19 protein-coding genes are annotated in these 18,131 nt (G+C 36.3%); 15 read left to right on the top strand and 4 right to left on the bottom strand.

Going from position 1 to position 18,131, the window contains the following annotated elements; genetic code table 11:
* Positions 1-2: 2 nt before the first annotated feature.
* From AC57AW_RS00960 to AC57AW_RS00935, 6 genes are read left to right on the top strand one after another with little or no spacing between them, the layout of a single operon-like run.
* A complete protein-coding gene (locus tag AC57AW_RS00960; RefSeq protein ID WP_496350499.1) occupies positions 3-521 on the top strand; it encodes a hypothetical protein in 519 nt (172 codons plus the stop codon).
* On the top strand, positions 493-1,290 hold the full coding sequence (locus AC57AW_RS00955; protein WP_496350498.1) for a tetratricopeptide repeat protein: 798 nt from the start codon (positions 493-495) through the stop codon (positions 1,288-1,290). Before AC57AW_RS00960 ends, AC57AW_RS00955 begins: the two co-directional genes overlap by 29 nt.
* A gap of 36 nt (positions 1,291-1,326) precedes the next feature.
* Positions 1,327-2,616 carry a sigma-54 interaction domain-containing protein gene (locus AC57AW_RS00950; protein ID WP_496350497.1) on the top strand — a complete coding sequence of 430 codons (1,290 nt, stop codon included), beginning with the start codon at positions 1,327-1,329 and terminating at the stop codon, positions 2,614-2,616.
* Between the two features lie 14 nt (positions 2,617-2,630).
* Positions 2,631-3,335, top strand: coding sequence for a hypothetical protein (locus tag AC57AW_RS00945; RefSeq protein WP_318848489.1), 705 nt, complete (start codon positions 2,631-2,633; stop codon positions 3,333-3,335).
* On the top strand, positions 3,325-3,876 hold the full coding sequence (locus AC57AW_RS00940; RefSeq protein WP_318848488.1) for an LptE family protein: 552 nt from the start codon (positions 3,325-3,327) through the stop codon (positions 3,874-3,876). The genes AC57AW_RS00945 and AC57AW_RS00940 overlap by 11 nt, the downstream gene beginning before the upstream one ends.
* 1 nt (position 3,877) lies before the next feature.
* The gene (locus tag AC57AW_RS00935) at positions 3,878-6,004 is read left to right on the top strand and encodes a DUF8458 domain-containing protein (RefSeq protein ID WP_496350496.1); all 2,127 of its coding nucleotides are present in this window, start codon (positions 3,878-3,880) and stop codon (positions 6,002-6,004) included.
* A gap of 46 nt (positions 6,005-6,050) precedes the next feature.
* Here AC57AW_RS00935 and AC57AW_RS00930 read toward each other — a convergent pair whose 3' ends face one another.
* The 4 genes from AC57AW_RS00930 to AC57AW_RS00915 form a co-directional block, all read right to left on the bottom strand.
* A complete protein-coding gene (locus AC57AW_RS00930; protein WP_496350495.1) occupies positions 6,051-6,650 on the bottom strand; it encodes a DUF4126 domain-containing protein in 600 nt (199 codons plus the stop codon).
* A 201-nt stretch (positions 6,651-6,851) separates the two neighbouring features.
* Positions 6,852-7,223 (bottom strand): ribonuclease P protein component, encoded by a 372-nt coding sequence (rnpA, locus tag AC57AW_RS00925; protein ID WP_318848485.1) that lies wholly within the window; start codon positions 7,221-7,223, stop codon positions 6,852-6,854.
* A 16-nt stretch (positions 7,224-7,239) separates the two neighbouring features.
* Positions 7,240-7,965, bottom strand: a complete 726-nt coding sequence (locus AC57AW_RS00920; RefSeq protein ID WP_318848484.1) for a tRNA threonylcarbamoyladenosine dehydratase — start codon at positions 7,963-7,965, stop codon at positions 7,240-7,242.
* The gene (locus AC57AW_RS00915) at positions 7,958-8,581 is read right to left on the bottom strand and encodes a TatD family hydrolase (RefSeq protein WP_496350494.1); all 624 of its coding nucleotides are present in this window, start codon (positions 8,579-8,581) and stop codon (positions 7,958-7,960) included. The genes AC57AW_RS00920 and AC57AW_RS00915 overlap by 8 nt, the downstream gene beginning before the upstream one ends.
* Positions 8,582-8,678: 97 nt before the next feature.
* On the opposite strand from AC57AW_RS00915, the gene AC57AW_RS00910 reads away from it, so the two are divergent.
* From AC57AW_RS00910 to AC57AW_RS00870, 9 genes are all read left to right on the top strand, one after another.
* On the top strand, positions 8,679-9,308 hold the full coding sequence (locus AC57AW_RS00910) for a TetR/AcrR family transcriptional regulator (protein ID WP_027372956.1): 630 nt from the start codon (positions 8,679-8,681) through the stop codon (positions 9,306-9,308).
* Positions 9,309-9,411: 103 nt separating this feature from the next.
* Entirely contained in the window at positions 9,412-10,407 is a 996-nt protein-coding gene (locus AC57AW_RS00905) for an outer membrane protein assembly factor BamD (RefSeq protein ID WP_318848482.1), read from the top strand.
* Positions 10,408-10,449: 42 nt separating this feature from the next.
* Positions 10,450-10,773, top strand: a complete 324-nt coding sequence (locus AC57AW_RS00900) for a DNA-directed RNA polymerase subunit omega (RefSeq protein ID WP_034681463.1) — start codon at positions 10,450-10,452, stop codon at positions 10,771-10,773.
* A 124-nt stretch (positions 10,774-10,897) separates the two neighbouring features.
* Positions 10,898-12,103: a bifunctional phosphopantothenoylcysteine decarboxylase/phosphopantothenate--cysteine ligase CoaBC gene (gene coaBC, locus AC57AW_RS00895; protein WP_496350493.1), complete on the top strand. Its 1,206-nt coding sequence runs from the start codon at positions 10,898-10,900 to the stop codon at positions 12,101-12,103.
* A gap of 36 nt (positions 12,104-12,139) precedes the next feature.
* Positions 12,140-13,045, top strand: a complete 906-nt coding sequence (gene porD, locus AC57AW_RS00890) for a type IX secretion system protein PorD (protein WP_496350492.1) — start codon at positions 12,140-12,142, stop codon at positions 13,043-13,045.
* A 169-nt stretch (positions 13,046-13,214) separates the two neighbouring features.
* Positions 13,215-14,864, top strand: coding sequence for a DNA repair protein RecN (locus AC57AW_RS00885; RefSeq protein WP_496350491.1), 1,650 nt, complete (start codon positions 13,215-13,217; stop codon positions 14,862-14,864).
* A gap of 75 nt (positions 14,865-14,939) precedes the next feature.
* Positions 14,940-16,406: a DUF5687 family protein gene (locus tag AC57AW_RS00880; RefSeq protein ID WP_496350490.1), complete on the top strand. Its 1,467-nt coding sequence runs from the start codon at positions 14,940-14,942 to the stop codon at positions 16,404-16,406.
* Between the two features lie 3 nt (positions 16,407-16,409).
* On the top strand, positions 16,410-17,126 hold the full coding sequence (locus tag AC57AW_RS00875; protein WP_496350489.1) for an ABC transporter ATP-binding protein: 717 nt from the start codon (positions 16,410-16,412) through the stop codon (positions 17,124-17,126).
* A gap of 17 nt (positions 17,127-17,143) precedes the next feature.
* Complete coding sequence (locus tag AC57AW_RS00870; protein ID WP_496350488.1) at positions 17,144-18,082, top strand: Dyp-type peroxidase; 939 nt, start codon at positions 17,144-17,146, stop codon at positions 18,080-18,082.
* Positions 18,083-18,131 lie beyond the last annotated feature (49 nt).

Here is an 18,131-nt window from a genome sequence, read left to right as displayed (position 1 = left end):
TTTTGATCAAAGCAGTTTATCTTTTTGCTATGTTTTCGTTTGCTCTGGCATCCTGTCAGACAGAAAAAAATGTAAAAAAATATCCCGGTACTGTAGGAGATATCGAGTTTGATAAAAAACTGGATGATGCTGATTTTAAAAAGTGTGGTTCAGAAAAATGGGGACATTTCAGCTTTCAGTACTATCAAGGTACAAAGGAATATAGCTATAAAGGAGAAAAGATTGCGATCACAGAAAAACTTAAAAAAGAAAATATATATTCTGAAAAGAAAATCAACGGTTATATTACCGTAAGATTTTTAGTAAATTGTGAAGGAAAGACAGGACTGTTCAGGTTACAGCATATGAGCCCGGATCTGAAAGAAACTGTTCTGGATGAAGAATTGGAAAATAAGCTGCTTCAGTTTACAAAATCACTCGATGGCTGGATGCCGAAAGAGATAAAAGGTTTAAAAGTAGATTATTATCAGTATTTAACCTATAAAATTGAAAATGGAAAAGTTTCAGAGGTATTACCTTAGCTTTTTGTTACTTATAGTTTACACCAATACTATTGCACAGGTCAACTGTAATGCAGTAGAGGGTGAGAACTGCAAAAAAGCGTGCGAGTTATACAACTGGGCTTCAGATTTACAAGGATATGCGGAATCTCAGAAAGGCTTTGATAAAGCGATTGAACTGTGTCCCGACTTCTCCCGTGCTTATATGGAAAAGGCCGTTCCCTATCTTAAGAACGGAGATTTTGTAACCTGGAAAATTTTAATTGATAAAGCAGTTGCTTTAGATCCTCAAATGCACCTTGGCTACAGAGGCTGGACGAAGTTTCAGTTTTTAAGAGACTACAAAGGAGCCATTCTGGATTTAGAAGGGTTAAAAAAATATTATCCCGGAGACCTGGGAAGATCTCAGAACGGAGATTATAATCTTGACGTGGTAAGAGCAATGTCTTACAGCGCATTAGGACAGAAAGAAAAAGCAGCAGGGATTATAGAAAGCCTTCTGGCAGCCAGAGGTTATGTGAAGGGAATGTTTGATCATTACCAGTTGGGAGTTACGTATTTCGAACTGGGCAGATATGACAAAGCTCTGGAAAATTTTGAAAAACAAAGCAAAGAATACAACTTTGCCGAGAACATATACTTTAAGAGTAAAGTTTCTAAGATCAGAAACAAAGATTATTTAGATTTAAAAATGTTAGCCTTACAAACGTATGACGAAGGGAAGACCATGAAAGATGTCTACACTCATCATTTTAACAAAGTCTACAGAAAGGAAATTGAAGAGCTGTAGAAGATTAACATTAAATCAATAATCAAAAATTTACTTATGAGCAACGAGTTACAAAACATAAAAAACCGTTTCGGAATTATCGGAAACTTTCCGGCACTCAACCGGGCACTGGAAAAATCTATTCAGGTTGCCCCTACAGATATTTCTGTTCTGGTAATTGGGGAAAGTGGAGTTGGAAAAGAATTTATTCCGAAAATCATTCATTCAGAATCCAAAAGAAAGCATCAGCCCTACATTGTGGTAAACTGTGGTGCAATTCCCGAAGGAACAATAGACTCTGAGCTTTTTGGGCACGAAAAAGGAGCTTTTACCGGTGCTACCGCTACAAGAAAAGGATATTTTGAAGTTGCAGATGGTGGAACCATCTTCTTGGATGAGGTAGGAGAACTTCCACTTCAGACACAGGTTCGTCTTTTGAGAGTGCTGGAAAGTGGTGAATTTATGAAAGTAGGTTCTTCGCAGGTACAGAAAACCAATGTGAGAATTGTAGCAGCTACCAACGTTAATATGATGAAAGCCATCCATGACGGAAGATTCCGTGAGGATTTATATTACCGTTTGAATACTGTTCAGATTGATATGCCGCCTTTGAGAGAAAGAAAAGGAGACATTCACTTGCTGTTCAGAAAGTTTGCCATAGACTTTGCAGAAAAGTACAGAATGCCGGAGTTGGAGCTGGAACAGAGTGCTGTTCATTACATAGAAAGTTATTCTTTCCCGGGGAATATCCGTCAATTAAGAAACTTAGTGGAGCAAATGACCGTTGTGGAAAGAAACAGAAATATAACGGCTGAGAAACTTGCAGAGTATATTCCTATGGAAACCCACCTTCCGATGGTGGTAAATACTCAAAATGCTACTAAGCAAAACGATTTCGGAAGCGAAAGAGAAATCATGTATAAAATTCTATTCGATATGAGGAATGATATTAATGATTTAAAATCCTTAACTTCGGAATTGATTAAGAACAGAGGAACAGCAGATCTGAGTAACCATGAGAAAAACCTGATCAACAGGATTTATACCCCTGAAAGTCAGCCACAGGTGAACTCCGGATCTTTATTGTATTTTGATAATAGTAATGATGCACCAGTAGTTCAGACGCCTACGATTATTTCAACTCCTGAAGACAGTTATGAAGATATTGAAGATATCGAAGTGGAAGAAAACAGACCAGAGTCACTTTCTCTTCAGAATAACGAAAAGGATTTGATTATCAAAGCGTTGGAGAAGCATAAAGGACGCAGAAACAGAGCAGCAGATGAGCTGGGAATCTCACAAAGAACTTTATACAGAAAAATAAAACAATATAACCTGGAAGATTAAGCACAACATCAATAATGAAAGTAAATTTAACACCTAAGCCGATCAATTTTAAACTCGGAGAATACATTAATAAAGGTTTCGAACTTTTAAAGAAAGATTTCGGGAACATTTTTATAGCATTTTTAGTGTGCTTTATCATGTCAATTATTCCGTTCTGCGGACTGTTGGCAATGGGTAATTTATACAAGTACCTTCAAAGGCTAAGCCGAAATCAACCGGCAAGTCCCGGAGATATCTTTGATTTTAAAGACTTCATGCCTTACTTTATGTTGCAGTTAATTATTTTTGGAGGTGTTTTACTGCTTTACATTCCTTTATTTGCTGTCCTGGGTATATCAGGGGCAATATCAGAACGTAGTGAACCTAACCCGATGGTTGGGCTTTTTATGATTCCTTATGTGTTTTTATTGATTGCAGCGATATATTACTTCGTATTGAAAGGCTTTTATATCATTCCATTAATCAGTCTTAAAGGAGTTAAAGAAATAAAAGAAGCCTGGAATATCTCAAAAGTAATGACGAAGGGAAATCTGTTGTCAATTTTTCTTTTCTCATTAGTAGTGAGTATTTTAGCTCAGATTGGTGTTGTTGCCTGTGGGATAGGACTTTTCCTTACCCTGCCGTTTTTATACACAGCAAACTATTTTGCTTATGAAGATGCTATGCAACAAATTGAGTATGATGAAATTACTGAAATTGGATCTAAAAATGAATTTTAAAATTAAAAATATCAGTCTGAAACAGTCATTACTGACGGGGATACTTTTTGCTGTGCTGGGAGTTCTAAACTCATGTTACAGCTTTACGGGATCATCTCTTACAGATGAAAAAACTGTTCAGATCAATGAATTTCCTAATAATGCACCCTTGGTAAATCCTGCATTATCTCAACAGTTTTCTACAGCAATACAAAATAGATTCCTTCAGAGAACAACTTTGAAAGGAACAAAAGAAAATCCTGATATTCTGATAGAAGGGGAAATTACCGACTATTCAATTACTCCTACTACCATCAGCTCCAATACCCAGACCAATCCTTCTGGTGGAGTCATTCAGCAGGCACAGAATAAACTTACGATTACAGTGAAAGTACATTATGAAAATAAAATTCATCCAGATGCAAGTTTTGACAGAACCTATTCCGATGAAGCAGCTTTCAACAGTGATGTATCACTAAGTCAAATCGAAGACCAGCAGGTAAAGCTGGTAACAGATAGAATTATTAATAAGATATTTAACGACATTGTAGCGAATTGGTAAGATGAATCCGAGAGTTTTAGAATTAATAAAAAATCCGAAAAATATTCAGTCAGAAGACCTTAGTCTTTTGAAAGAAGAGATTCACACTTTTCCTTATATTCAAAATATCAGGGCGCTTCATCTCTATGGAGTGCATCTGTACGAAAAAGAAAATTATCAGAAAGAGCTTTCTATAACAGCAGCATATACTACTGATAAAAAGATTTTATATCAACTGATCAACGGGAAGATCATTCAGGAGGCTAAACCAGAAATTGTTGAAGAGAAGATTCCTTCCAAAACAATTGAAAAACCGGTTCAATTTGCCCCTAAAAGTAAATCTTTTCCTCTTAAAAGAGAGGAAGAAGTCTCTTTGGAGAAACAAGAAGAGGAGCAAGGAAACGCATGTGTAATACCAACTTTACAACAGCTTGAACCTATCTATGTAAACGGTGAACGAAACAGAATTTTATTTGAAGGAGAAGAAAATTTCCTTGATGAACAAAATTCTGAAACGATAGATATTGAATCTACTCTTGAATCAGGAACTTTGGTAACCCAAAAGACTGAAACTGCAGTAGAATCTGTTACCGAACAAATAGAAGAGCTACCATCTGAAGTAGAGAAATCAGAAGAAGACTTTACCCCAGAAACTATTATTCATGAAGATCAGATTTCTTCAGAAAAAGAAGAAGAGAAGATTGAAGAAGACGAAAATATAAGTTTCCATGAGATCGCTCCTTTAGTTCCTGAAGAAAATATTGAAGAAGTAGCTGAAGAACCTGTAAAAGCAGAATCAACAGCTAATGAAACTATAACTGTTTCTAAAGAAGAGTCTGCTCTGCAAGAAGAAATACAGGTTGAAGTAGAAGAGAATGCTGGTGAAAATTTTACACCAGAAGCCATTATCGACGAAGATCAGATTTCTGCTGAAAAAGAAGATACAAAAGGTAATGAAGAAGAACCTTTAGTAGAATTATCCGATGCTGAAGTAAGCTTCCATGGCACGGAATCATTCATGCCAGATGTTAAAATCCAGGCTAACAACGATGAAATCTCTGAAACAGCTGAAGTTTCCCAACCTCATGTGAATAAGCATGAAGAGGAAATGAGACGTCTGATTGAAGAAGTTGAGAAAAAGATGAAGGAGGCTAAACCTGTTGCTCAAGAAGAAAAGGCAGAGCTTGAAGCAACTGGAGATCATGAAATTAGCTTCGCTGAAACCCAGAATTTCCATTTCTGGTCAACAAATGAAGAAAAGCCTGAGGAAATCAAAGAAGAGCCGGTACAGGAAGAAATTGTTGAAGATCAATTGCCTGTAGAAGAAGCTAAGGTTGAAGCTGCAGAAGAAAAAGAAAAAGAAGAAGTCCATGAAGTTCAGTCCGCATGGAAGCCAATGAGTGTGGAATCCAATAGGCCGGATTCTTTAATCAATAAATCAGCTGCAACATCAGTTCCTGAAATAAAAGTTCCCATAGCAGAAATTATCCCTGCGGAGGAACCGGTAATTGAAATTGAAGCTCCATCTGAAACAGTTGACGTTGTTACAGAAATTGCTCAGGAAGATACTTTACCTGCAGTAGAAGATAATGTAGAAGTTATTGAAGATCATTCTGCCCCTGTTGAAGCATCCGAAGAAAATGCTGATAAAACGGATGCAAAAGAAGAAGTTCCAGTGATGAATGTTTCTTTCTTTGGAACCGATATTTCTACTCTTAAGGTGGAAGAAAAGCAGAAAGAAGAGCCTGTAGAGAAAATACAGGAAGTTACTATGAAGAATACAACACAGTCAACATTAGACAGTAATGTTCCCGGTTTTATCAATACCTGGCAAAGCTGGCTTAAGATTGACAGAACTGAAGAAGTTGAAAAGGAAAAATCAGAAATCAAAGAAAAGGCTATTGAAACCTTCCTGGAAAATAACCCTAGAATCAGCCAGTTAAAAGAAGAAAGTTCCTATGTTGTTAAAGAAAAGAATGACGATATCTCCCATTTGATGACAGAAACGTTGGCCAATCTTTATTTTGAACAGAAACTATACACAAAAGCGATAAAAGCGTTTGAAATATTAATCAAAAAGAGTCCTGAGAAAAAAGAATATTTTGAATCTAAAATTCAGAATATTAAGGACTTTAGAAGTAAAAATTAAAAGAAAAAGGTACTGTTTAGAGCAGTACCTTTTTTATTTATAAATTCTATGGGTTATTTTTACTTCCTCTTAATTTTTTCCAGGCCCTCCGCCCAAAGACAATAACAAGAATTAATATAATTATTGCAAGAATTGCTGCAATAATTGGCGCTGCCATGGCAAGAACAGACATAAGACCTGCTCCGGCTGTTTCCGTGGTTCCTACCACAGAATTCCCCAATCCTCCGGTTGTTGCTGTAGAAGCGGCTCGTATTCCCGCAAATCCGGAACTTATCGTGGCTGCTGTACCTCCACCCGCAATTAATGCCAGCGCCCATTGTGGAAATGTTCCCAGTTCAGCAAACTGGCTGGCAAATAATATAGATCCCGCTACCGTAGCCATGGGAATAGAGATCGTGTCCAGCAAATGATCAACAAAAGGGATGTAATAAGCAAGGATCTCAGCCACTGTGGCAATTCCTGTTATAATAAGCGTAGGAAGGCCTGCAAGCCACTCAAAATGCTCATTCATAGGGATCCAGTTAAAATATGAAGCAAGACTTACGATAAACATCGGGAGGAATACCCGAAATCCCGTAGCCGCGGCCAATCCAATCCCGATAAATGCACTGATGACATAAGAAAAATAGGGAATATTATCTAACATATTAATTTTCAGATTTATTGTTTTCCCTAAATTACAAAAAGTATATGATATTAAGAGTTGTTAATTTCTAAGTCCGGAATATGAGATGGGATGCGAGTTTCGCTATTTGAGATTTAGAATAAAAATAAAGTATCTACACAATGATCAGTGTAAATCTGTGGGATAAAAAACTTCTCACAGATCTTTTATTCTAATGAAAAATTATTTTTTCTGAGCTTCACAAAGCTTTATAAACTGCGCTTCCACATCCTGGAATTTCGGAGGCATTTCAGGAGATGCCCAAAACAGCATAGCCATTGTTTTCTCTCCAAAGGATTGTTTAAATAAATCCTTATTCAGACGGTAGCATTCTCTCAGCAATCTTTTGATGCGGTTTCTGTGCACAGCTCTTTTAAAGTATCTTTTAGAGACAGAAACCCCGAATCTGGAGATTTCTACAGGAAGATTAGGTTTGTCTTTCAGAATAATGATTCTCAGATTTCCGCTGGTTCTCCATTTGCCTTTGTCAAAAAGCAAACTGATTTCCGTGTTTTTTTTGAGCTTTTCCGCTCTGGGATATTTGGAGTTTGTCATTTACGGAGTGTAAAATTTAATCCTGATTTAATAAATGATTAATCACTTCTGAAGCCGTGTACAACCCGAAAATGGCAGGCATATAACTTATTGTTCCGTAAAAAGATCTTTTATAATTGGTTCCGTCAGTCATTTTCAAACTTTCTTCATCTTGAATGTCATTGGCAAAAACACAACGGACACCTTTGTCAATTTTTACTTTTTTCAGCCTTTTTCTTACCTGTCTTGCAAGGTGGCAGTGTTCGGTTTTACTGATGTCTCTTACCAATACTTTGCTTGGATCGGTTTTTCCGCCGGCTCCCATTGAGCTTACGATTTTTATCCTTCTTCTTTTGGCAGCAATAATTAAAGACAGTTTTGGAGTAACGCTGTCAATGCAGTCCAAAACATAATCAAATTTTGCAGAATCCAGCACTTCATCCATTCTTTCCGGATTCAGGAATTCATTGATTTTCGTTAAATTAAGCTGCGGATTGATATCAAGAAGCCTTTCAGCAACAACATCCACCTTATGTTTTCCGACAGTAGAGTGTAAAGCAGGCAGCTGTCTGTTGATGTTGGTAATATCTACTGTATCACCATCCACAATGGTCATATTTCCTACCCCGGCTCTCGCAAGAAATTCTGCGGCAAAAGAACCTACTCCGCCTAAACCTACAACAAGCACATTCGCTTTGATCAGCCTATCTAATCCTTCTTCCTTTATCAAAAGTTCAGTTCTTTCCAGCCAGTATTTATCCATTTTTTATTGAGTGTAAATTTTCCAAAATTTGTTCATTCAGCTGTTCCAGAGAAATCGCTTTTATTTCTGAAACCTTAATGTACAATTCTTCAATGTTAAAGTCTTCATTATCAGTTTCTAAAAAGATTCTGTCTAATGGAGTGTTTTTTATAATATCCTGCAAAGATAAATTATACAAAACAGCTTTTCCAAAACTCAGGTAAAAATTATTGCTCAGAAGATCCTCAGCAATTTGTCGTTTTTTATTAAAACCATGGATGATCATGGGCTGCTCGGCCTTCTTTTTAAAAGAAATAACCTCATAAAATTTTCTTACGCAATGAATAATCAGAGGCTTTTTTACCTCATTTGCGATTTTTATCTGCCTTAAAAAAACTTCCTCCTGAATTTTCTGATCTATAGAAACCAAAGAATCCAGACCGCATTCACCAATAGCAAAACAATTTTCAAACATCATACTTCTCATCCATGATAATTGCTGTTCAATATTGTTACTATCAATATCATTTGGGTGAATGCCGATAGAGTAAGGGAAATCAGGCGGAATCTCTTTCCCCAGATTGTAAATTCCGTTTCTGATATATTTTTTATGATGATGAAAATCAAAAAACTCCATGTTCAAAAATAAGTATTTTTAAGATTTAATTTAAAATTATTAAACGATCGTTTATAAATGTGTTAAAAATTTCTTAACTTTACTCAAAGTACACTTCATGAAAAAAAAATTTACGGAAAAACAGATTCACATACTGGACATTGCAGAAGAGCTCATTGCAAAAAAAGGGTATGAAGGAACTTCTGTAAGAGATATCTGTTCCAAAGCAAATATTAACGTTGCCATGATCTCTTATTACTTCGGGTCTAAAGAGAAAATGATGTCTTATCTCTACCAGTACAGAGTACTGAAGACCAGAGAGAATTTTTCAGAATTTGCAGATACCATCAAAGATGGAAAACCGGAAATGCAGATGCGGGAAATGATTAAATATATCGTTTCTCAACTGTTCAAGTATAATTATTTCCATGGGTTTGTTACCCAGGAACTTCGCCATACAGAAAACCTGAAAGACGAATTGCTTGATTTCTACCAACTATTCGTGAAAAAACTGGATGAAGTAATCAAAAAAGGGGTGGCTTCAGGAGTTTTTACTTTTACCCCAAAGCCTGAAGATATTCTTACCATGATTATTGGGTCTACTTTATTTGTAATCAGAAATAAAAACTTTTATGAGTTGTATGTTCCAAGTAAAAATGAAGAAACATATACCAAAGAAGCTGAAAAAAAGGTGAGAATGAATCTTTTATTAAGTGTTTTTGCGATTTTGGGATACGCTGCAGACTAAAATTACGTTAAATATTCATAAAAAAAAATCTATTGACAAAAAAGTTATATTTTTGCAAATTAGTAAATCGGCTGTATAATCCGAAAACTGTTGAACTTTTTATATGAAAAAATATATTTTAGGTCTTTTTGCTGTAGCGGTGATTTCATCTTGTGTAAGCCAGCAGGAAAGAGCAATGAGGAGTGCTGATAAAGAATTTATCTTGAAAGCAGCTAATGAAAACTTCGCTAAGAAAAAGTGGAAAAATGCATTGGCTCTTTATGACAGACTTGCAAATCTTGTGGCAGGAACAGATGATTTCCCTAATGTAGGTTTCAACACTGCTTATGCCAACTATTATGACAAGAGTTATAAACTGGCAGGTCACCAGTTCAAGAACTTTGCAGTTAGTTTTCCAAAAGATCCAAGAGCAGAAGAGGCAGCCTATATGTCTGCACTGTGCTATTATGAAGGATCAATGGATTATAACTTAGACCAATCCAGTACAGAATTGGCAATCAATGAGCTTCAGGATTTCCTGAACAACTATCCAAACTCTGAAAGGTCTAAAAATATCAGCCAGTTAATTGATGAATTGTCTTATAAGCTTGAGTTTAAAGCCTATGAAAATGGAAGACAATACTTCAAAATGGGTGATTATAAAGCGGCCAATGTATCATTGGAAAACGTTTTGGAAGATTTTCCGAGTACAAAACTTCGTTCAAAAATTTATGATTATATCATGAAGTCCCGCTATGAATTGGCAATGAAATCTATTTATGGTCTTAAGGCAGAGCGTATTGAAAGTGCATTGACGTATACAAGATTTGTAGAGAAAGAGCTTCCTAATACAGAATATTCTAAAACAGCTACAGATCTGAAAGAAAAATTGGAAAAAGAAAAAGAACACTTTGTTGTCGTTAAAAAAGAAACGGATGCAAGAATTGCAGCTTTAACAGCAAGACAGAAAAAAGAAGCTGAAAAATTGGCTGATCAAGGTAAAACAGAACAGCAAATTAAAGATCAGATTAGCAATGAAAAGAAAGCAATGCAGTTACAGAGGGACAGTGCAGCACTTAAGACCCCTCCTCCTGCAGCGACTTTCAAAATTCAAAGATAATTCGTAAATTTGCCATCTTAAAATAAAAATAATTTTCTCAAAATGAGTGTAAAAGATACAAAAGCAGAAGTAAATACTATTACTTACGATAAAGATAAGATTGAAGATAAAGTAGGTTCAATCTATGAAGCTATTGTTATCATGGGAAAGAGAGCAGAGCAAATCAATGCGGAGATCCGTACGGAACTTCACAACAAATTGGATGAATTTGCCGTTCACAATTCTACATTAGAAGAGGTTTTCGAAAACAGAGAGCAAATTGAGATCTCTAAACATTACGAAAAGCTTCCAAAGCCAACTTCAATTGCTATTGAAGAGTGGTTAAACGAAGATGTTTATTTCAGAAAAACAGAAGAAAGAAAATAATCTTCTGTGTTTTTTATAAATGAGGGTCATAAAAGAAATTAGTTCTTTTATGACCTTTGTTGTTTTAAAGCCTGATTGTGTGGGAAAAAATAAGTATTTTAGTATTTCAAAAAATTAGAACTCAATGAGTGTTTCCGGTAAAAAGATACTTATCGCCGTCTCTGGTGGAATTGCAGCCTACAAAATTCATTTTTTGATAAGGGATTTTGTGAAAAAAGGTGCCGAAGTACAGGTCATTATGACCCCTGATGCAGAACATTTTGTGACGAAACTGAGCCTGTCTACACTATCCAAAAAACCGGTGTATTCAGAATTTTATGGTGATAACGGAACATGGAACAGCCATGTGGAAATGGCACTGTGGGCAGATGTGATGATTGTAGCTCCCTGTACGGCCAATACACTGTCTAAAATGGTCCACGGGATGTGTGATAATCTGGTTATTGCAACGTATATGTCTGCAAAATGTCCGGTTTTCATAGCTCCGGCGATGGATCTTGATATGTATGTACATCCATCCACAAAGAAAAATCTGGAGCTTGCACAAAGCTTTGAACATATTATTATTCCTGCAGAAAATGGTGAATTGGCAAGCGGACTGATCGGGCAGGGTAGAATGGCAGAACCGTCAACGATTTTTAATACAATTGAAAATTATTTTACAACAAACAGCCATTCCAAGAGTCTTGAAGGAAAAACCGTTTTAATTACGGCTGGTCCTACTTATGAAGCCATAGATCCGGTAAGATTCATCGGAAATCATTCATCTGGAAAAATGGGATTTTCTCTGGCTGAAGAAGCTTCAAAAAGAGGAGCCAAAGTGATTCTGATTTCAGGACCGAGTTTCCAAACCATTAATGATCCCAATGTTGAGCTTCATAAAGTCACTTCAGCAAAAGAAATGCTTGCAAAAGTATTTGAATTTTATGACAGCATAGACATCGGTATTGCAAGTGCTGCGGTGGCTGATTACGCGCCAAAAGAAGTGGCGAAAGAGAAGATCAAGAAAAATGACGATAACCTGACCATTGAGCTGGTTAAGAATCCGGATATCCTTAAAACGATGGGTGAAAAGAAAACACACCAGTTTTTGGTAGGTTTTGCCCTGGAGACCCAAAATGAAGAGGAAAATGCAAAAGGAAAGCTGGAGAAGAAAAATCTGGATATGATTGTATTGAACTCTCTTCGTGATGAAGGAGCCGGATTTAAGAATGATACCAATAAAATAAGGATATTTACCAAAACGGAGAAAAAAGAATTCGAGCTGAAATCCAAAGATGATGTAGCGAAGGATATTCTTAATTTTGTTGAGTCTCAACTTTTAAAATAATTTTAATAAATTTCCGTTCTCAATTTTTAATAGACAATGAAAAAAATTATAAGCTTATTTTTTCTGTTTTTTATATATACCCAAAGTTTTTCTCAAGAGCTGTTGGCAACCGTTCAGGTAAACTCTCAACAGGTAGGAGGAAGTAACCAGCAGGCATTTAAAGCATTGGAAAAAAGTCTCAGAGACTTTATCAATAATACAAGCTGGACAGGGAAAAAGCTTCAGAATTTTGAAAAAATAAAATGTGGTTTTTCCGTTGTTATTGGAGAAAGAGATGGAAATAGATTCAAAGGATCTATTGTTGTTCAGGCTATGCGTCCTGTTTACAATACGACTTACGAATCCCCTTTAATCAATCTTCAGGATCAGAGATTTGGTTTTGAATATATTGAAAATGAAAGTCTTATTTTTAATGAAAGACAGTTTTCAGGAAAAAATCTTACGGATGTAGTCAGTTTCTATATTTATCTTATTTTGGGGCTGGATGCAGATAGTTTCCAATCTATGGGAGGGTCTCAATGGTATGCAAAAGCGCAGCAGATTGCGCAGAATTCCCAGAACAGAAACTATGAAGGCTGGAATACCATCAATGAACCAAGAAGCCGCTCTATATTGATCAATGAAGTGATGAATCCTAACTGGAATCAGTTGCGTTCTACTATTTATACTTACCACAGAGCCGGAATGGATAACCTTTTTAATCAGGATCAGACTGCCGGGAAAAAAGTGATTTTTGATGCCCTGATGCAATTGAAAATGTATGAAAATACATTTCAGCAGGCATTTTTCTTTAACCTGTTCATCGATACCAAAAGTGATGAGATCTTCAATATATTCAATTCCGGAAATAACGGAGGTTTGATTCTTAATGATCTTAAACAGACAATGATTATTCTTTCTCCGAAAAACATTGATAATAAATGGAATAAGTGGAAAGTGTAAGATTGGAATCCATTGAAACTCTTTAAAATTTTCGAGAAATAACTTAATAACAAGTTAGAGATGAAAAAAATGTTAATGAGCAGAAAGCACGTAAACATTTTCTCAGTTCATTAAAAAAAAACTTATTTTTACAGTTCAAACTCAAATTGGATCATAACCCGGATTATCAATGCTTTCGAGAATTTACATTAAAAACTTTGCCCTGATAGATACTCTTGAAGTATCTCTTAAAAATGGTTTACAGGTAATTACCGGTGAAACGGGTGCGGGTAAATCTATTATTTTAGGGGCTCTACGACTTATTTTGGGAGAAAGAGCAGATGTGAAATCCATTGCCAAATCTGAAGAGAAAAGCGTCGTTGAAACTGAATTCTCCCTGAACAACCAGTTTAAGAAATTCTTTATTGAAAATGATCTCGACTACGAGCTTCAGACAATTATAAGAAGAGAAATTCTGCCATCGGGAAAATCCCGTGCCTTCATCAATGATGTTCCGGTGACGCTGGATATTTTAAAGGAACTTTCCTCACAGCTGATCGATATTCATTCCCAGTTTGAAACATCTAACCTTTTTACCTCAGAATATCAGTTTAAAATTATCGATGGACTTTCTGATAACAAAAAAATTATTGAAGAATATCAGAAGGATTTTTCCGACTTTCAAAATCTGAAACTGCTGTTGAAGAAATTGAAAACTCAACTTTCTGAAGCCAATAAAGAAAGCGATTATAAAGAATTTTTACTCAATGAACTGGAAGAACTGAAACTTGATGATGTAGACTATGAAGATGTTCAGAACCAGCTTTCCATTCAGGAAAATGCAGGAATGATTTCCGAAAACGTAGGTCAGATTCTGTCCAGGTTCCATCAGGAAGAAATAGGGATTTTGTCTTTCTTTCATGAAGCTACCCATAAGCTTTCAAAAATTTCTGAAGTTTCTACCAGTTTTGCAGAGCTTGATGAAAGGCTGGAAACTTCCTTTGTAGAACTGAAAGATATTATTTCTGAACTGGAGCATACCGCAGAAAAAGTGGAAATCAATCCAGAAAACCTGATACACCTTACCGATCTTAATAATAAAATAAACGCTCTATTTCTTAAACATAATGTTTCAGATCTTAATGAATTGATTGAGATCAGAAACCAGCTGTCAGGAGATCAGAGAGGAGCTTCTGAGCTGGAGGAACAGATAGAAGCAACAGAAGAGAATATTTCTCAAAAAGAGAAAGCACTTCAAAGTCTTGCTGCAAAGCTTTCAAAGAACAGGCATAAAAACATTCCTGTCTTCATCAAAAAAGCAGAAACTCTTCTGAAAAAATTAGGTCTTGAAAAAGCTAAAGTTGATATAGAACTGCAGGATGCTGAGGAATTCAATCCGTTTGGAAAAGAAAATATACAGCTGTTGTTTCAGGCGAATTCTGGGTTTCCTTTAAAACCTATTCAGACCGCTATTTCTGGAGGTGAAAGATCAAGAGTAATGCTGGCCGTAAAGAAAATTATTGCTGAAAGTGATGAGCTTCCAACTCTTATTCTGGACGAAATTGACACCGGAGTTTCCGGAAAAGTTGCCGAAGAGATCGGAAATCTTATGAGAGAGATGTCTGAAGATATGCAGCTGATCGTTATTTCACACCTGGCGCAGGTTGCTGCAAAAGGAAACGACAACTATAAAGTGGTAAAGCAGGATATTTCCGGTAAAACACAATCTACTATAATTCCTTTGAGCGACGACGAGAAACTGAACGAAATTGCCCAGTTACTTTCTGGAAGTAAAATTACAGAAGCCGCATTAGCACAGGCAAAAGAACTTATAGGATAATTAAAAAAATCTATTTTTCTTTAAAAAACTTGTAACATATTTTACATTATATTTACTAATGTAAAAAACTAACATATGTTTCTAAAGTTCCTTAGGCTTGAAATCAAAAGCTTTTTTCGCGGTACATCTTTAGGGATCAATCTGACCATGAAAATCCTCCGTTTTATTGGAATACTTTATTTCGTGGGATGCCTTGTAGGTGGGGCTTTTATTGCTTTTTTCTATGTGCAGGAGGAAATGCATCAGAATCCTTTGAAGGTCGTTTCAAAATTCATGATTGTTGCCTGGATTGTTGATCTTGTTCTGAAATACCTCTGGCAGGAAATACCTACCCAGAATATTAAGCCCTTCCTTACTATGAACATCAGAAAGAATACCCTGGTCAATTATATGCTGGCGAAAACCTTTCTTTCAGCTTTCAGCTGGCTGAGTTCGTTATTCTTTATCACATTTTCATTGATTGCTTTGTTCAACGGATATAGTATCTTAGGAATTTTGGTATGGCTTATAGGAGTGATCTCATTGCTCTATCTGAATAATTTTATCAACATTTTCTTCAACGGTAAAGAAACCTTGGCCGTGATCATAGGAGTATGCTTTTTAGGCATAGGAATGCTGGGGTATTATAAAATAATTCCGGTTCTTTCTTATTCTGAAGCTGTTTTCTTCAGCTTCTATGAGAAACCTTACTTTGCCCTGATACCTGTTGCTTTGTTCGTAATGCTGTGGTGGATATGTTTCCGTTACCTTCGTAATGAATTTTATTTGGATCAAGGTCTTGAAGCCAAGAAAACAGTAGGGAAAACAGAGAATATTGCTTTCCTGAATAAATATGGAGTTATTGGAACATTTATCAATAACGATATTAAAATGCTGAGACGCAATAAAGTACCCAAGGGAATTTTGCTGGGCAGCTTCATGTTTCTGTTCTACGGATTGCTGATGTTCACTTCTTCAATGTACAAAACACCTGCAATGATGATGGTGATGGGACTCTTTGTAACAGGAGGTTTTCAGTTTCTGTTTGGGCAGAGAGTACCTGCTTTTGACAGTTCTTATTATCCATTGATGATGACCCTGAATGTTCCCTATAAAGAATATTTAAAGGCGAAATGGTGGCTGATGAATATTGTGACAGGAGTTTCTATCATTATAGCCCTTTGCTACGCCTATTTCGGCTGGGAAGTCTACGTTACATTTTTTGCAGCAGGATTATATAATATTGGCGTGAATTCTCAATTTACCTTGTGGTCTGGAGCCTTCAATAAAACTCAGATTGATCTTAATTCAAAAGAAAAAAGATTGGGACAGAAAGGGAGCTTCAATATGGTAGCTATGCTTTTGCTGATTCCGAAAATGCTTCTTCCAATGGGAGTATTTGCCTTAACAAAGTATTTATGGGGTATTACCGGAGGAGTGATAAGCATTGCTATTATCGGGATTATCGGATTTTTCCTGAGAGAAAAGATCTTCGATATCATTGTAAAACTTTATAAAAAAGAAAAATACAGCACACTGGATGCATTTAAAAATATAGGTTAAGCCATGATCAACATACAAAATTTATCTAAAACATACGGAACAGCAACTGTTCTTAACATCGAACAGCTTGAAATACCAAACGGAGAAACATTTGGTCTTGTGGGAAACAACGGTGCCGGAAAAACTACCCTTTTCAGCCTGATGCTGGACTTGATTCAGGCTACTACAGGATCTGTAAGCATTGATGGTATTAAAGTCAATGAATCTGAAGCATGGAAAAATAAAGTTTCAGCCTTCGTAGACGATACTTTCCTTATCGGCTATCTTACTCCTGAAGAATACTTTTACTTCCTTGGAGAGTTGAGAGGTCAGAACAAAGCATCAGTAGATGAACTCCTGAAGCCTTTTCATGACTTTTTCAATGGTGAAATCCTGAAGTCCGGGAAGTATGTCCGGGACCTGTCAAAGGGTAATCAGAAGAAAGTAGGTATCGTAGGAGCAATTATTGGAAATCCTGAGATTATCATCCTGGATGAACCTTTTGCCAACCTCGATCCGTCCACCCAGATCAAGCTGAAAAACCTGATCAAGGAATTATCAAAACAGGATGGAGTTACTTTTCTGATTTCCAGCCATGATCTTTCCCATACAACGGAAGTCTGCAACAGAATTGTGGTGGTGAATAAGGGGCTTATGGTGAAGGATATTAAGACCAATCCGGAAACATTGAAAGATTTGGAACAATATTTTGCAGATCAGGTTTCTGTTTCGGATATTTAATACCACAAAAAAGAGGGATGAATACGATAGACTCACAAAATGTAACCGATTATCCAAACAGCAATACCATTTTCATGGTCTGGAAACTTAACGACAGTGCACAGTTGAAAGACGTTTTTCAGGAATTGTGTGCTTTGGTATTGAATCTTAATAACTCAGTTTTCAATCGTTTTCCAGACAGCAGAGCAAGCTGTGTAATGGGAATAGGTGCTGAAGCATGGAGAAAACTGGAACTTCCGACCCCACTGCCAAAGGAGCTAATCAATTTTGAAGAAATAAAAGGAGCAAAGCATACCGCTGTTTCTACTCCCGGAGATCTTCATTTTCACTTAAGAGCAGATAACAACAGCCTGATTTTTGATATGGCCGTTGAAATTTCTAAGCTATTGAGTTCAGTAGCCGAAAGTATTCTGGAAATTCATGGATTTAAATATTGGGATGCACGTTCCATTCTTGGCTTTGTAGACGGAACTGAAAATCCTCATGGTGAAAATCGTGATTACTTTGCAAAAATCGGTGATGAAGACCTTCAGTACAAAGGAGGAAGCTACCTTTTTGTTCAGAAATACCTTCACAACATGGATGCCTGGAAAGGGCTTTCTACAGAAGATCAGGAAAAGGTGATCGGAAGATCAAAAGAAAATGATATTGAAATGTCTGATGATGTAAAACCTTCCAACTCACATATTGCTTTAGCCAATGTTGAAGGTAAAAATGGAGAAGAATTGAAAATTGTCAGAGACAATATGCCTTTCGGAAGTCCTTCTAAGAATGAGTTTGGAACCTATTTTATTGCTTATGCAAGTACATTCACGACGACAAAAAAAATGTTGACGAATATGTTTATAGGTGATCCTCCAGGAAATTATGATAGAATTTTAGATTTCAGCACAGCCGTTACAGGAACGCTTTTCTTTGTTCCCACCAGAAATATGCTTGATGAATTCTCCGGATAAAATAGAAAAGGCTGCCTCACTCTGAGACAGCTTTTTTATCAGTTATTTT

The sequence above is a fragment of the Chryseobacterium sp. BGA-UO-ETr-SB22 genome, from assembly GCF_059567885.1.
The sequence above is the reverse complement of the archived record's forward strand: the minus strand, read 5'-3'. Positions and strand labels throughout refer to the sequence as shown.

Excerpts from the sequence above, each read along its gene's own strand:
- AC57AW_RS00955 (WP_496350498.1), top strand. The coding sequence starts at position 493 with ATGGAAAAGTTTCAGAGGTATTACCTTAGCTTTTTGTTACTTATAGTT.
- AC57AW_RS00950 (WP_496350497.1), top strand. The coding sequence starts at position 1,327 with ATGAGCAACGAGTTACAAAACATAAAAAACCGTTTCGGAATTATCGGA.
- AC57AW_RS00945 (WP_318848489.1), top strand. The coding sequence starts at position 2,631 with ATGAAAGTAAATTTAACACCTAAGCCGATCAATTTTAAACTCGGAGAA.
- AC57AW_RS00940 (WP_318848488.1), top strand. The coding sequence starts at position 3,325 with ATGAATTTTAAAATTAAAAATATCAGTCTGAAACAGTCATTACTGACG.
- AC57AW_RS00935 (WP_496350496.1), top strand. The coding sequence starts at position 3,878 with ATGAATCCGAGAGTTTTAGAATTAATAAAAAATCCGAAAAATATTCAG.
- AC57AW_RS00930 (WP_496350495.1), bottom strand. The coding sequence starts at position 6,650 with ATGTTAGATAATATTCCCTATTTTTCTTATGTCATCAGTGCATTTATC.
- rnpA (WP_318848485.1), bottom strand. The coding sequence starts at position 7,223 with ATGACAAACTCCAAATATCCCAGAGCGGAAAAGCTCAAAAAAAACACG.
- AC57AW_RS00920 (WP_318848484.1), bottom strand. The coding sequence starts at position 7,965 with ATGGATAAATACTGGCTGGAAAGAACTGAACTTTTGATAAAGGAAGAA.
- AC57AW_RS00915 (WP_496350494.1), bottom strand. The coding sequence starts at position 8,581 with ATGGAGTTTTTTGATTTTCATCATCATAAAAAATATATCAGAAACGGA.
- AC57AW_RS00910 (WP_027372956.1), top strand. The coding sequence starts at position 8,679 with ATGAAAAAAAAATTTACGGAAAAACAGATTCACATACTGGACATTGCA.
- AC57AW_RS00905 (WP_318848482.1), top strand. The coding sequence starts at position 9,412 with ATGAAAAAATATATTTTAGGTCTTTTTGCTGTAGCGGTGATTTCATCT.
- AC57AW_RS00900 (WP_034681463.1), top strand. The coding sequence starts at position 10,450 with ATGAGTGTAAAAGATACAAAAGCAGAAGTAAATACTATTACTTACGAT.
- coaBC (WP_496350493.1), top strand. The coding sequence starts at position 10,898 with ATGAGTGTTTCCGGTAAAAAGATACTTATCGCCGTCTCTGGTGGAATT.
- porD (WP_496350492.1), top strand. The coding sequence starts at position 12,140 with ATGAAAAAAATTATAAGCTTATTTTTTCTGTTTTTTATATATACCCAA.
- AC57AW_RS00885 (WP_496350491.1), top strand. The coding sequence starts at position 13,215 with ATGCTTTCGAGAATTTACATTAAAAACTTTGCCCTGATAGATACTCTT.
- AC57AW_RS00880 (WP_496350490.1), top strand. The coding sequence starts at position 14,940 with ATGTTTCTAAAGTTCCTTAGGCTTGAAATCAAAAGCTTTTTTCGCGGT.
- AC57AW_RS00875 (WP_496350489.1), top strand. The coding sequence starts at position 16,410 with ATGATCAACATACAAAATTTATCTAAAACATACGGAACAGCAACTGTT.
- AC57AW_RS00870 (WP_496350488.1), top strand. The coding sequence starts at position 17,144 with ATGAATACGATAGACTCACAAAATGTAACCGATTATCCAAACAGCAAT.